Below are 12,782 nucleotides of genomic sequence, written 5' to 3'. Positions count from 1 at the left end.
CTTGCAGTGAACATAAATCATAAAGAGGAGATTCACCATGAACAAAAAGTTATCCGCTGTATTTGCATCTGTTATCGCTTTGTCTGTCAGCCATGCGTTTGCCGGTGGCGAGATTGCCGTGATCGTTAAAACCACCAACTCGACTTTCTGGCAGAACGTTCAGAAGGGAGCAACTGCCGGTAATAAAGAAGTCAAAGGCTATAGCATGACCTTCCAGGGGCCCGCTGCCGAATCTGCCATTGCGGATCAGGTCAATATGGTCGAGAACGCGATCAACCGCAAAGTGGCAGGCATTGTGCTGGCGCCGTCAGACCCGGATGCGTTGATTCCATCTCTGAAAAAAGCCTGGGAAGCCAAAATCCCGGTGGTACTGATCGACTCCATGATTTCTGACAGCGGCAAGAGTTACTACCAGTCTTTCCTGGCAACCGACAATGAGAAAGCCGGTGAACTGTGTGCACAAGAACTGATCAGCAAGGTGGGTACCACCGGCAAGATCGCCATCATGTCTTATGTTGCAGGGGCTGGCTCTGAAGTCGGCCGTGTCGGGGGCTTCAAGAAATATATCGAGACGCACTCCAAGCTGAAAATTGTCGGCCCGTTCTATTCACAGTCCCAAATGGCGACCGCGCTTAACCAGACCACCGACGTGCTGGCATCGAATCCGGACCTGAAAGGCATTTTTGGCGCCAACGAGCCAACCGCCGTCGGCATGGGGCGTGCGCTGGTGCAATCCGGCAAGGCGGGCAAGGTGGTGGCCGTCGGCTTTGACGGTAATCAGGATCTGCAACAGTTTGTGAAAGACGGCACCTTGTCTGCCACTGCAGTGCAAGGCTCTTACCAGATGGGCTATCTGGGTCTGAAAACCGTCGCCAAGATTCTGGAAGGCAAGCCTGTGCCCAAGTTCCTGAATACCGGTGTGGTGATGGTGAAAAAGTCCAACATCGAACTGCCTGAAGCCAAGAACGTTCTGTATTGATCCGTTTTCAAGAAACCAAGTGACAGCATGAGAGGCTGGGCGCCATTTTGATGGGGGACTGGAATGGCGCCATTTTTTCTCCTGCTGCCGGATATACGGGACAAAGGTGAAGGCAATGAGGTTATCGATCAGGGCGAGGCTGTTTGCATTAAGCCTGATATCCAGTGTCGGGATGGTGCTGATCGGCATGGCGGGGTTGTTCAGCGTGCATCAGGCAACGCTGGTTCTCAATGACATTGTTGAAAGTGACGTGCCAGCGTTAAAGGCATTGTCGGTCATGCAGGCGGCACAGTTGAATCTGGTCGCACAGACGTACAGCACAACTACCTGGCAGAACGTGAATTTTGCCCAGCAGCAATACGGCGAGATTCTGGCCAGAAGAAAACAGAGCCTGTCGCGCTTGCAAGAGGCCAGGCATGCATTTGAATCCCTGAAGAGGCATCCAGGGCTGACAGAAATCTGGTCAAGACTTCAGCCGCAATGGCAACTGTTTGCCAGCCGTGACCGGGCCATTGGCAAAGTCATACAGCAGATGGCTGAAGCGGATGATCCAGAAGCCATGAAACCCCTGTTTGATGCGTATTTTCAGCAGATTGCACCATGGGTAGCGGCCAAAGAGCCAGTGGATGCATCTCTGGAGTTACTGGCCAGACAGGCACAGCAATCGTCTGAAGAGGCCAGGGCAGAGGCTGCCGGGCTAAAGCGTCGGGCCATGCTGTGGATAGGGGCATCTCTGGCCGGGTTGCTGGTGCTGCTGGGGGCTGGTTCATGGTTGTTGATCCGCAGCGTGACCAGACCACTGGCGATGCTGAGAACCACCATGCTGGCAACGGCGACAGATTCGGATTTTACCTTGAGGGCAGCCGTCCTGAGGCAAGACGAGGTTGGCGATATCGCCACGGCGTTCAATCATCTGGCGACACAGTTGCAACGTGCACTCAAACAGATCCGGTCGGATGCCGAACAGTTACATCAGCTGGTGGCCCAGACGGATCAGGCCGCGCAGGCGGTTGGAGAAGCGTCGGACATGCAAAGTGATTCTGCCAGTGCCGTAGCGGCCTCGGTCGAACAAATGACTGTATCAGTTTCACTGATTGCCGATAACGCGCGGGAAGCAACCGCACATGCCAGCCAGGCCACCGAGGTTGCCGAAGCGGGAACCCGGGCTATTCAGGGGAGTCTGGCGCAATTGCTGGCAATTGAAACCGACCTGGAAAAAGCCAATGACACGGTCTCCAGGGTACGGTCGCAAGCCGTGCTGATTGGCCCCGTGATGCAGGTGATCAAGGAAGTGGCCGATCAGACCAACTTGCTGGCGCTGAATGCCGCCATCGAGGCCGCACGGGCAGGGGAGGCGGGCAGGGGGTTTGCGGTGGTCGCGGATGAGGTTCGAAAACTGGCCGAACGGACAGCACGCTCCACTCAGGAGATTAATCAGTTGATCGAGGCCATTGATCAGTACTCGATCCGGGCGGTAGAGGACATGAAAACGGTTGTGTCGCGGGTGACTGACGGGCGTCAGACGTCCGACCATGTCTCGCAACACATTCAGGGCATTGTGGATAGTTCCAGCAAGGTCAGCATTGCCATGAGCGAGATTTCCCATGCCTTGCTAGAGCAGGATGCCACGGTGCACGCCGTTGCTGCACAGATGGAAGCGATTGCGACTTCTAGCGAAGGTAACCGGCAGACGGCGCAAGCCACTACGGCAGTGTCGCGGCGCTTGTCTGATCTGGCAGATTCGTTCCACAAGCAAGTCCAGTGCTTTAGTGTTTAACAAAAACAATAACCAGTAAAAGGAATTCGTACTCATGATGAAAGCCATCGTCTGTGACCATCCAGGACAGCTTCGGGTTGTCGAATTGCCCATACCGGAAAACAAGCCCGGCAATGTCTTGCTGCGTATTCGCCGGGTAGGCGTTTGCGGGACGGACATGCATATCTACAAGGGGACGCAGCCTTTCCTGAGCTATCCGCGCGTCATGGGGCATGAACTGGCGGGCGAGGTAGTGGAAGCCCCTGCCGATTCTGGACTGGTACCGGGCGATGCTGTCTTTGTCATGCCATATCTGTCTTGTGGCAAATGCATTGCCTGCCGCAAGGGCAAGACCAATTGCTGTTCCAATATCCAGGTCCTGGGGGTGCATTGCGATGGCGGCATGGCCGAGTATCTGTCTTTGCCAGCCGGCTATGTGTTCCGGGCAGAAGGCATTACCCTGGATCAGGCCGCCATGATCGAGTTTCTGGCCATTGGTGCGCACGCGGTCAAACGGGGCGATGTAAAGGCAGGGCAACGGATTCTGGTAGTGGGCGCTGGTCCCATCGGCATGGCGGTGATGCTGTTTTCGCGGCTTGCAGGAGCTGATGTGACCGCACTGGACATGCGGGAAGACCGTCTTGAAGTATGCTCATCTGTACTGGGTGTCAATCATGTGGTGGCAGTTGGTGAAGATGACAAGGCCTTGCTGGCGGTGTATTCAGACGATGAATTTTTTGATGTAGTTTTTGATGCCACCGGCAACATTCATGCCATGAAGCGTGGGCTGGAGTTTGTGGCACAAGGTGGTAATTACGTGCTGGTTTCCATCGTTCAGGACACAATCAGCTTTTTTGATCCTGAATTCCATAAACGGGAAACCTCCTTGCTCGGAAGCCGTAATGCAACCATTGCCGACTTCGAATTTGTGCTGGATACCATGCGTGCCGGGCGGATTCCGACTGCATTATTGAACACCCATCGTGCCAGCCTGGAAGACTTCCCGGCGGTGCTTGGCGACTGGATGAACCCCGATCATGGGGTCATCAAAGCCATCGTGGAATGCTAAGCCATGACAAGCCCGATTCTGCAGTTTGGTACTAGCCGCTTCTTGCAGGCCCATGTGGATCTGTTTGTCAGCCAGGCCATGGAAGCCGGCGAAGCGCTGGGTGGAATCACCATTGTTCAGGGGACCAATAATCCCGAGAGCGCCGGACGGATTGCTGCTTTCAGCGATGCCAAAGGTTATCCGGTTCATCTACGCGGTTTGCAGCAGGGTGCGTTGGTGGATGAAACGTACTGGGTGAATTCGGTGCGCAAGGGGCTGGTGGCGACCAAAGACTGGATCGCGCTACAGGATATAGTGGCCAGTTCGGAATCACAGGTGGTTATTTCCAATACCGGTGACAAAGGTTATGAGATTCCGCTGGCTGACCGTTTGTTCAGACAACGAGTGGATTCCGTGCCGGAGAGTTTCCCGGCGCGTTTGCTGCTGCTGCTTTGGTATCGCTTTTTGCAAGGGGGGGCGCCAATCACGCTTTATCCATGCGAGCTGATTTCCAGAAATGGCGATGTGTTAAAAGGGGTATTGCTGCAACTGGCATCGCAATGGTCTCTGCCGGCAGATTTTCAGGATTACCTCAAGAATGACTGTATCTGGGTCAATTCGCTGGTGGACCGGATTGTGTCCGAGGCCATCAAACCCGTTGGCGCAGTGGCCGAGCCATACGCCCTGTGGGCAATTGAACGCACGCCCGGCATGGTCTTGCCATGCCTGCACCCGCAAGTGATTGTTACGGATGAGCTGGCCAGTTATGAACGGCTCAAGCTGCTCTTTCTGAATCTCGGGCACAGCTGCATGGTAGAAACATGGCAATCCATGGCCGACCGGGCACCGGACATGACTGTGCATGAGGCCATGCAAACCGACGGGATTGTGCGTACCCTGCGTGCCGTGTGGCAGGAAGAGGTGCTGCCCGTTTTCGATGCGATGGGGCAAGGCGAGCAGGCACGGATGTACATGCAATCGGTAGAAGAACGTTTTGGTAATCCGTTTCTGCGTCACCGGCTGGCAGATATTGCTCAAAACCATGCCGAAAAGAAAAGAAGACGCTTTCAGCCCCTGATGGATCTGGCAGGCCAGTATGGCGTGGTCCTGACAAACAGCCGTTTGCAACGTGCGCTGGAGGTTGTCACAGTATAGGAAAATGGCATGAAAGGTGTTGATTCGGGCAGGTGATTCTGTTGGATACAATGTATAATATTTATAGTCGACATAGATTTATTGTTGTTACCAGTATCAGGACTACCGGAAGCAGACCATGCCAAAACCCTCTACGGTTGCAAAGAAAACCACAAATCAATTGTTAAGTTACATTGCCGACAAGATGAAGGTGGATGCGGTACTGCCGCCAGAGCAGCAATTGGCCGTGCTGTGCGGTGTCAGCCGGACAACCATCCGCAGTGCCATTACGCATTTGCATCAGTTGCAAGTGATTAACGGCATTCATGACCGGCGTTTACTGCGGATGCCGGTGCCGGAGGATTATTTTGATCTTGCCGAACTGCAGACAGGCACCGAAAAAATCCAGCAGGTTTTACTGGAGCGAGTATTCCAGAAAGACCTGCCGCCAGGTGCCGAGTTTTCGGAGTCAGAACTGGCGCGGGAGGCCGGCGCCAGTACGGTGAGTGTACGGGAGTTCCTGATCGGGTTTTCGCGCTATGGCCTGATCGAAAAGAAGCCCAACGGGGGCTGGCGGTTGTGTGCTTTTGATCTTAGTTTTGCCGAAGAACTGGCCGAGATGCGCCAGCTTTTCGAGATTGCCGCGATTGAGAAATTTGCCAGTCTGGATGATAAGGATGATGTCTGGAAACAACTGGACAAGCTGATTGTCCGGCATGAGAAGCTCAAGGCCAAAGTCAGTACAAAGTATAGCGAGTTTCCCGCACTGGACAGGGACTTCCATACTTTGCTGATCGGCATTTTGCGCAACCGGTTTGCACAGGGTTTTTATGACATCGTATCGTTTGTGTTCCATTATCATTACCAGTGGGACAAGCGCGATGAAATGGCCCGTAACAGTTTTGCGATTGACGAGCATCTGGAAATTCTCAAGGCATTGGCAAAGCGGGATATCCGCCATGCACTGGACAGCATGCGTCAGCATCTGAAAACGTCACGGGCAACCCTGATGCATGCGATCAGAACGAAAACAGAGCATCTGGCATCCTGAGTCTGAGCGACTTGTGCCGGGCTTTGTTTGCATGTGGTAGATTTTTATTTATAAAAATACAATCTAAAAAGAGGCGATGATGACCGCAGTAACTGCCAAGATGATGTTGAATCAAACATTTGCACTCAGTCAGCTTGGATTGGGATGCGCCCAGATGGGGGGGCTGTACCGGCCATCTTCCAATGAAGAAGCCACCCATACCTTGCAGACAGCCTGGGACATGGGGCTTCGCTATTTCGATACGGCCCCCTTTTATGGCTACACCTTGTCAGAGCACCGGGTCGGTGCGGTATTGCGGGAAAAACCACGTGCCGAATTCATCCTGAGCAGCAAAGTGGGCCGGCTGATGAAAGCCGATACCAGTGTAAAGCCCGGTGAGGATGGCTGGGCAGAGCCATTACCCTTCAGGCCGCATTACGATTACACCTATAGTGGCATCATGCGTTCTTTCGAGGATAGCCTGCAGCGTTTGGGGTTGACGCATATCGATATCCTGTTTGTACATGACATTGGTGCCTATACCCATCAGGAAATGCATGCACACTACTGGGCGCAGCTGACGCAAGGTGGCGGATTCCGGGCGCTGGAAGAACTGCGAACCCAAGGGCAGACAAGAGCCATCGGCCTTGGTGTAAACGAATGGCAGATCATTGTGGAAGCTATGCAGGAAGTCACACTGGACTGCTCATTGCTCGCGGGGCGTTATACCTTGCTGGAGCAGGAAAGTCTGGAACCGCTGTTGTCCAGATGTGCGGCCAGCGGGCATTCCATCATTGCCGGTGGGCCATTCAACTCCGGCATTCTGGCAGGGTCCGGGAAGTTCAATTATGCCGATGCACCTGCTGAGGTGGTGGCAAAGGTCGCGCGTCTGACGGCGGTGTGTGATGCGTTTGAGGTACCGGTTCAGGCCGCTGCCTTGCAGTTTCCGCTGGCACATCCCGCAGTCGTTAGTTGTCTGGCGGGAGCCAGAAATGCAACCCAGCTTACCCAGAATCTGGCATGGATGAATACCCCATTGCCAACGGCCTTCTGGCAAGCCCTGAAAGACAAAGAATTGCTGCACCCGGATGCACCTACCCCAGGGGGAGCAGCATGATGAGGATCGATGCACATCAGCATTTCTGGTTGATGAGCGCAAGAGAAGGGCAGTGGCCGCCCGCATCGCTTGCGGCCATTTACCGTGATTTCCAGCCACAAGACCTGATGCCACTGCTCAAGCAGACTGGAATAGACGGTACCGTGGTGGTGCAGTCGCTCCCCGTGGAGGCAGATACCGACTATCTACTGACCCTGGCCAGTCAGCATGATTTCATCCTTGGCGTCGTGGGCTGGGTAGACCTGACACATGCTGATGCACCAGCACGCATCCGCCAGTTTGCCGGTCACCCGGCATTCAAGGGCGTACGTCCGATGCTGCAGTCAGAAGCCGATGATCACTGGATTTGCCAGCCTGGTTTGGCACCCGCCATCAATGCCCTGATGGAATCAAAGCTGAGTTTTGATGCACTGGTGCTGCCTCGACAGTTACCGGGTCTGTTGCGGTTTGCTCGCGAATATCCAGCGTTGCCAATCGTGATAGACCATGCTGCCAAGCCGGAAATCGCCTTGCAGCAATGGGATGAATGGGCCGCAGACATGACAGCCCTTGCTGCCTGCCCGAATGTGTTTTGCAAACTATCTGGCTTGCTGACCGAAGCTGGCATCTATACCGATACTCGCCATCTGGCACCATATGTGGATCTGGTGCTGCAGCAATTTGGTGCGCACCGGGTCATGTGGGGAAGCGACTGGCCCGTGCTGAATCTGGCCGGGCAGTACGCAGGCTGGGTTGATCAGAGCGAGGCGTTGTTGGCGCAGCTGACGTCCACAGAAAAGCAGGCCGTATTTGGCGGGACCGCCAGCGAATTTTATCGTCTGGCACATCGGGGAGTCTGACATGCAGCGTATGGGTATGGTGATCGGTATCGCGCCTGAGCATATCGAAGAATACAAACGGTTGCATGCCAGTGTCTGGCCGGAGATTCTGGCTGGCCTTAGCAAGGCAAATGTCCGGAATTACAGCATTTTCCTGCGGGAGCCGGAGAACCTGCTGTTTGGCTACTGGGAATACCACGGGCATGATTTTGAAGCCGACATGCAGTCCATTGCGGATCAGGAAGTGACCCGGCGCTGGTGGGCCTTGTGCGGCCCCTGTCAGCGGCCACTGGCCAGCAGGGCGGCGGGGGAACACTGGGCCATGATGGATCTGGTTTTCCATATGGATTAACCCCTTGATAAGACGGGGAAGTACATGAATGCACCAAAGCGCTTGTTGCGCCTGAGCCCGGCCGATAATGTGGCCGTTGCACTGGAATCTTTAACACCAGGTAGCGAATGGCAGACCGATGATGGCCTGAACGTGGTCGTTACCCAGCCAGTACCGGCAGGGCATAAAATTGCGCTGGTAGATATCGCGGCGGGGCAGCCTGTCCGGAAATACGGGCAGATCATCGGCATTGCCTCCGAGTCTGTAGAGGCCGGCGCGCATGTCCATGTTCATAATGTGCTGTCTGAGCACGGGACATTGACACATGAGATCGGCAGCGGGTATCAGCCGACCCCTCGTGAGCCGGAGACAGCCCATTTCATGGGGTATGTACGCCAAACGGGTCAAGTGGGTACCCGGAATTATATTGGCGTCATCGCCAGCGTAAATTGCTCGGCGACCGTCAGCAAGAAAATTGCAGAACATTTTAATGCGGCCGCGCTGGCCGGTTTTCCTTCGGTGGATGGGGTTGTTTCTATTACCCATGGTGCAGGATGCGGCATGGGTAGCACCGGGGAGGGTATCGATATCCTGCGCCGTACCTTGCAGGGTTATGCTCGCCATCCCAATTTTGTCGGAGTATTGGTGATTGGTCTGGGCTGCGAGGTGAATCAGGTCGCCCGGTTGGTCGAACAGCTGCCCGCGCGCCAGGCCGGTTTGTTTTCTACCTTGATCATCCAGGATCAGGGCGGAACGAGAGAAAGCATTGCAGAAGGTATTGCCCGCATAGAAGCCATGTTGCCGATTGCCAACCTGGCAAAGCGATCGCCCGTCCCGCTATCAAAGCTGGTGATCGGGCTGCAGTGTGGCGGGTCGGATGCTTATTCCGGCATTACGGCAAACCCGGTGCTAGGCACGGCGGTTGATCTGCTGGTGCAGCAAGGGGGAACGGCCATCCTGTCGGAAACACCAGAAATCTATGGTGCCGAGCATTTGCTGACGTCCCGAGCGGCCAGTCAGGCGGTAGGTGACAAACTGTTGTCCCGCATCGCCTGGTGGGAAGCCTACACCCGCATGCATCAGGGAGACATGAACAATAACCCGTCCCCTGGCAACAAGGCCGGTGGAATAACCACCATTCTGGAAAAATCTTTGGGTGCCGTGGCCAAAGCGGGGTCGACTGGTTTGATGGCTGTCTACGAATATGCCGAGCCGGTGACTACATCCGGTCTGGTGTTCATGGACTCCCCGGGGTATGACCCGGTATCCGCAACCGGTCAGGTTGCCAGTGGCGCAAACCTGATCTGTTTTACTACCGGGCGAGGGTCAACCTACGGTTGCAAACCGGTGCCTTCTCTTAAACTGGCCACCAACTCCACATTGTTCGAACGCATGCGGCTTGATATGGATTTCAACGCTGGTGACCTATTGACCGGTGGACTGACGCTGGCGCAGGCTGGGCAGGATCTGCTGGCGTTGATACTGGCAACGGCGTCCGGCCAGCCAACCATGAGCGAGCAGAACGGGTTGGGGGATAACGAATTTGTACCGTGGCAACTCGGGGCGGTGATGTAAATGGATGCACTGGATGTGATTACCGTTGGCGAAGCCATGGTGCTGTTTGCCGCACAAGAGGAAGGCTCGCTGTCATCCGTCGCTCACTTTGCCCGCCATGCTGCCGGTGCCGAGCTGAATGTTGCCATCGGCTTGGCCAGGCTTGGTCATCGGGTGGGGTATCTGAGCCGGCTGGGGCAGGATGCCTTTGGCGATTATCTGCTACAGGTGATGGTGGCGGATGGCGTAGATCGCCGGTTCATCAAGACGTCGCCAGGCCTGCCTACCGGCTTCATGCTGAAAACCCGGGCTGCAAAGGGGAAGGATCCGCAGGTGGAATACCACCGTAAGGGCTCTGCCGCCAGCCAGATGACGGCGGATGATTTGCCGCCAGACTGGTATCAGGCACGGCTGCTGCATGTCACTGGTATCAGTCCGGCTTTATCGACGGGCTGCCACCAACTGGTGCAGGCCATGCTGGACAAAGCCAGGCAGGACATGGTGACCGTGACCTTTGACCCCAATCTGCGCCCGGTGCTCTGGCCGTCAGAGACGCTAATGGTGGAAACCTTGAATGCGCTGGCCGCCCGGGCCGATATCATCCTGCCCGGCATTGCTGAGGGCCGTATCCTGGCCGGGTCCAGCCAGCCGGAAGCCATCGCCCGTTTTTATCTGGACATGGGGTGCAAGGCCGTTGTCGTCAAGCTGGGGCCGGAGGGGGCGTATGTGGCAACTGCACTGCAAGCTACCTATGTACCCGGTGTGCCAGTCCCCTCCGTGGTTGATACCGTCGGGGCAGGGGACGGTTTTGCCGTCGGCGTGATCAGCAGCTTGCTGGAACAAGAGACGCTGCCGGCCGCCGCGGCGCGTGGTAATCGGATCGGCGCCCGAGTCGTGCAGTTCCCGGGGGATTCGGATGGCTTGCCCACCCGGGCAGAACTCGGGCTGGCGCCTTTGCCTAGATCATGAAGTCAGGTGCCTCGGCATGGCTTAGTGCCTGCACTGCCGCATGAATGGATAAATGAACACTCCCCGTGAGCTTGTCCAGAAAACCGCTTTGCTGGAGCTTGTCCATGACTGGTCCTTTGACTTCGGCCAGATGTAACGACACGCCCTGTGCTTGCAATTCCGCTTGCAATGTCTGCAACCCCTGCAAGGCAGAGACATCCAGCATGTTGACAGAACTGAGCACCAGCAAGAGCGACCGGGTTTTCGGGTGTTGCCGCAAAAAATGGATAACCGACGCCTGCACAAAGCGGATATTGGCAAAGTACAGATTCTCGTCCACGCGGATGATCAGGATATCCGGACGGGTTTCCGTCTGGTAACGCAGCACGTTGCGGTAATGCTCTGTGCCGGGGATTCTCCCCAGTCTGGCCAGATGCGGCTGGCTGGTGCGCCAGATGAACAGGGCCAGCGACAAAACCACCCCGGCCAGAATTGCCTGCACTACCCCGATGAACAGTACCATCAGCAAGGTTGCCAGATAGACGAATGCATCGCGGCGGTCATAGCGGAACGAAAGCTTCAGCAGCGAGCCATCCAGCATTTGGCTCACTGCCATCACGATGGTCACCCCCAGCACGCATACCGGCAGGTAAACAAACAGATTCCCCCCCGCCAGCAATATGGCCAGCATGCCAAAGGCAGCCAGCACACCCGCCAGCTGGGTTTTTGCCCCGGCCATTTCATTGGCGGCAGAGCGCCCGAAACTGGCTGATACCGGGAAGCCACCCGTCAGGCCTGCCCCCATATTGGCCAGCCCCAGGGCCATCAGTTCACGGTCCGGCGAGACATTTTCCCGGCGCTTGATGGCCAGTGTCTGGGCAATCGAAAAACTGTCGACAAACCCCAGCAGGGCAATGGCCAGAATGGCCGGCCACATGTGCAGTACCAACCCCCAGTCCGCATCAGGTAGCGCCATGCCCTGCCAGCCTTGCGGCAAGGGGCCGATGGTCTTGACCGAGAGATGCCCAAAGCGCACCACCAGTGTCGCCAGGATCATCACGATGACCGGCGCGGTTTTGACCAGCAATTGGCCAAGACTGGCAGGCGTTTTCAGCGCATGTAGCAGGGCTTGCAAACCGTAGCGGATCAGCAAGACCATGACAAACGCACCCAGAGATAGCAGCAGGCTATCCCGCGAGAGCATCGGCAACCGGCGTGCAATATCCAGCAATAATAACCAGGCCGTATCGCCATGGGCTGGAATGCCCAACAGATTGGGGACTTGTGTCAGGATGATCATGAATGCCGAACCGGCAATGAACCCTCCCACCACGGGCTGAGACAGCAGATTGGCCATAAAGCCGAATCGCAACACGCCTAGCACCAGTCGCAAGAGGCCAGACAGCAAGGCAACGGCTGCGGCCAGTCCAAAGTAGGCCGGTGTGAAAGGTGTGGCAACTGCACTGACGGTGATTACCGTCATCATGGCCGGCAAAGCGGCCGGCCCCACAGACAAGGTGGCGCTGGAGCCCGCCAGTGCATACAGAAGTGCCGGAAAAATGCTGGCATAGAGCCCTGCCTGGGGCGGCATGCCGGCCAGCAATGCATAGGCTAACCCCTGGGGGATCAGCAAAACCATCAAGGTGATGCTGGCAATCGCATCATGCGGCAGGTGGCGGGCATGATAGTGCCGTATCCAGCCGGGCAGGGGCCACTTCATGGGGTGGGTCCGGGTGGCTGGCAATACAAGCCGTATAGTGTTGCGATCACTTCCGTTGCCTTGTCACTGCTCAGACGGTAAAAAATCTGTTTACCTTCTTTGCGGGTGCTGACCAGCCCGGCGCGGCGCAGAATGCCCAGTTGCTGGGACAAGGTCGGCTGGTGAATATCCAGCAGCTCTTCCAGTTCGCTGACGCTGCATTCTTGCGCGGCCATCTGGCATAGCAAGAGCAGTCGGTCCGGGTTGCCCAGGGTTTTCAATAGTGCCACGGCCTCATTGGCAGCATGCTTGAGGGCAGGGAGGTCTGGTGCGCATTCCATCGGCAAGATTCCGGCAAATAACGGTTA

Annotated in this window: 12 protein-coding genes; 10 read left to right on the top strand and 2 right to left on the bottom strand. The window is 56.1% G+C overall.

Annotation, left to right across the window (positions count from 1 at the left end; all coding sequences use genetic code 11):
- Positions 1-37: 37 nt before the first annotated feature.
- The 10 genes from F552_RS0107005 (at position 38) to F552_RS0106960 (ending at position 10,736) form a co-directional block, all read left to right on the top strand.
- On the top strand, positions 38-979 hold the full coding sequence (locus F552_RS0107005; protein ID WP_018151021.1) for an ABC transporter substrate-binding protein: 942 nt from the start codon (positions 38-40) through the stop codon (positions 977-979).
- Between the two features lie 115 nt (positions 980-1,094).
- Positions 1,095-2,756 carry a methyl-accepting chemotaxis protein gene (locus F552_RS0107000; RefSeq protein WP_083917445.1) on the top strand — a complete coding sequence of 554 codons (1,662 nt, stop codon included), beginning with the start codon at positions 1,095-1,097 and terminating at the stop codon, positions 2,754-2,756.
- A 34-nt stretch (positions 2,757-2,790) separates the two neighbouring features.
- A complete protein-coding gene (locus F552_RS0106995; protein ID WP_018151019.1) occupies positions 2,791-3,804 on the top strand; it encodes a zinc-binding alcohol dehydrogenase family protein in 1,014 nt (337 codons plus the stop codon).
- 3 nt (positions 3,805-3,807) lie between these two features.
- A complete protein-coding gene (locus F552_RS0106990; RefSeq protein WP_018151018.1) occupies positions 3,808-4,938 on the top strand; it encodes a mannitol dehydrogenase family protein in 1,131 nt (376 codons plus the stop codon).
- A 118-nt stretch (positions 4,939-5,056) separates the two neighbouring features.
- On the top strand, positions 5,057-5,968 hold the full coding sequence (locus F552_RS0106985; protein WP_018151017.1) for a GntR family transcriptional regulator: 912 nt from the start codon (positions 5,057-5,059) through the stop codon (positions 5,966-5,968).
- A gap of 100 nt (positions 5,969-6,068) precedes the next feature.
- Positions 6,069-7,064 (top strand): aldo/keto reductase, encoded by a 996-nt coding sequence (locus F552_RS0106980; protein WP_026182473.1) that lies wholly within the window; start codon positions 6,069-6,071, stop codon positions 7,062-7,064.
- Positions 7,061-7,903 (top strand): amidohydrolase family protein, encoded by an 843-nt coding sequence (locus F552_RS0106975; protein ID WP_018151015.1) that lies wholly within the window; start codon positions 7,061-7,063, stop codon positions 7,901-7,903. Before F552_RS0106980 ends, F552_RS0106975 begins: the two co-directional genes overlap by 4 nt.
- A gap of 1 nt (position 7,904) precedes the next feature.
- Entirely contained in the window at positions 7,905-8,234 is a 330-nt protein-coding gene (locus tag F552_RS0106970; protein WP_026182471.1) for an L-rhamnose mutarotase, read from the top strand.
- Between the two features lie 24 nt (positions 8,235-8,258).
- The gene (locus F552_RS0106965) at positions 8,259-9,788 is read left to right on the top strand and encodes a UxaA family hydrolase (RefSeq protein WP_018151013.1); all 1,530 of its coding nucleotides are present in this window, start codon (positions 8,259-8,261) and stop codon (positions 9,786-9,788) included.
- Positions 9,789-10,736, top strand: a complete 948-nt coding sequence (locus tag F552_RS0106960) for a sugar kinase (RefSeq protein WP_018151012.1) — start codon at positions 9,789-9,791, stop codon at positions 10,734-10,736.
- Here the strand turns inward: F552_RS0106960 and F552_RS0106955 are convergent.
- Both F552_RS0106955 and F552_RS0106950 read right to left on the bottom strand, forming a co-directional pair.
- Positions 10,726-12,435 (bottom strand): SulP family inorganic anion transporter, encoded by a 1,710-nt coding sequence (locus F552_RS0106955; protein WP_018151011.1) that lies wholly within the window; start codon positions 12,433-12,435, stop codon positions 10,726-10,728. The two genes, F552_RS0106960 and F552_RS0106955, sit on opposite strands and share 11 nt — an antisense overlap.
- Positions 12,432-12,755, bottom strand: a complete 324-nt coding sequence (locus tag F552_RS0106950) for an ArsR/SmtB family transcription factor (protein ID WP_018151010.1) — start codon at positions 12,753-12,755, stop codon at positions 12,432-12,434. Before F552_RS0106950 ends, F552_RS0106955 begins: the two co-directional genes overlap by 4 nt.
- Positions 12,756-12,782: the final 27 nt, after the last annotated feature.

Origin of the sequence: Leeia oryzae DSM 17879 (assembly GCF_000376945.1) — a bacterium.
Taxonomy (GTDB): Bacteria; Pseudomonadota; Gammaproteobacteria; order Burkholderiales; family Leeiaceae; genus Leeia; species Leeia oryzae.
Note: the sequence above shows the minus strand (reverse complement) of the source record. Positions and strands in the feature narration are given on the sequence as shown.

Coding starts and splice junctions, on each gene's coding strand:
- F552_RS0106980 (WP_026182473.1), top strand. CDS start 6,069: ATGATGTTGAATCAAACATTTGCACTCAGTCAGCTTGGATTGGGATGC.
- F552_RS0106970 (WP_026182471.1), top strand. CDS start 7,905: ATGCAGCGTATGGGTATGGTGATCGGTATCGCGCCTGAGCATATCGAA.
- F552_RS0107000 (WP_083917445.1), top strand. CDS start 1,095: ATGAGGTTATCGATCAGGGCGAGGCTGTTTGCATTAAGCCTGATATCC.
- F552_RS0106950 (WP_018151010.1), bottom strand. CDS start 12,755: ATGGAATGCGCACCAGACCTCCCTGCCCTCAAGCATGCTGCCAATGAG.
- F552_RS0106990 (WP_018151018.1), top strand. CDS start 3,808: ATGACAAGCCCGATTCTGCAGTTTGGTACTAGCCGCTTCTTGCAGGCC.
- F552_RS0106985 (WP_018151017.1), top strand. CDS start 5,057: ATGCCAAAACCCTCTACGGTTGCAAAGAAAACCACAAATCAATTGTTA.
- F552_RS0106975 (WP_018151015.1), top strand. CDS start 7,061: ATGATGAGGATCGATGCACATCAGCATTTCTGGTTGATGAGCGCAAGA.
- F552_RS0106960 (WP_018151012.1), top strand. CDS start 9,789: ATGGATGCACTGGATGTGATTACCGTTGGCGAAGCCATGGTGCTGTTT.
- F552_RS0106965 (WP_018151013.1), top strand. CDS start 8,259: ATGAATGCACCAAAGCGCTTGTTGCGCCTGAGCCCGGCCGATAATGTG.
- F552_RS0107005 (WP_018151021.1), top strand. CDS start 38: ATGAACAAAAAGTTATCCGCTGTATTTGCATCTGTTATCGCTTTGTCT.
- F552_RS0106995 (WP_018151019.1), top strand. CDS start 2,791: ATGATGAAAGCCATCGTCTGTGACCATCCAGGACAGCTTCGGGTTGTC.
- F552_RS0106955 (WP_018151011.1), bottom strand. CDS start 12,435: ATGAAGTGGCCCCTGCCCGGCTGGATACGGCACTATCATGCCCGCCAC.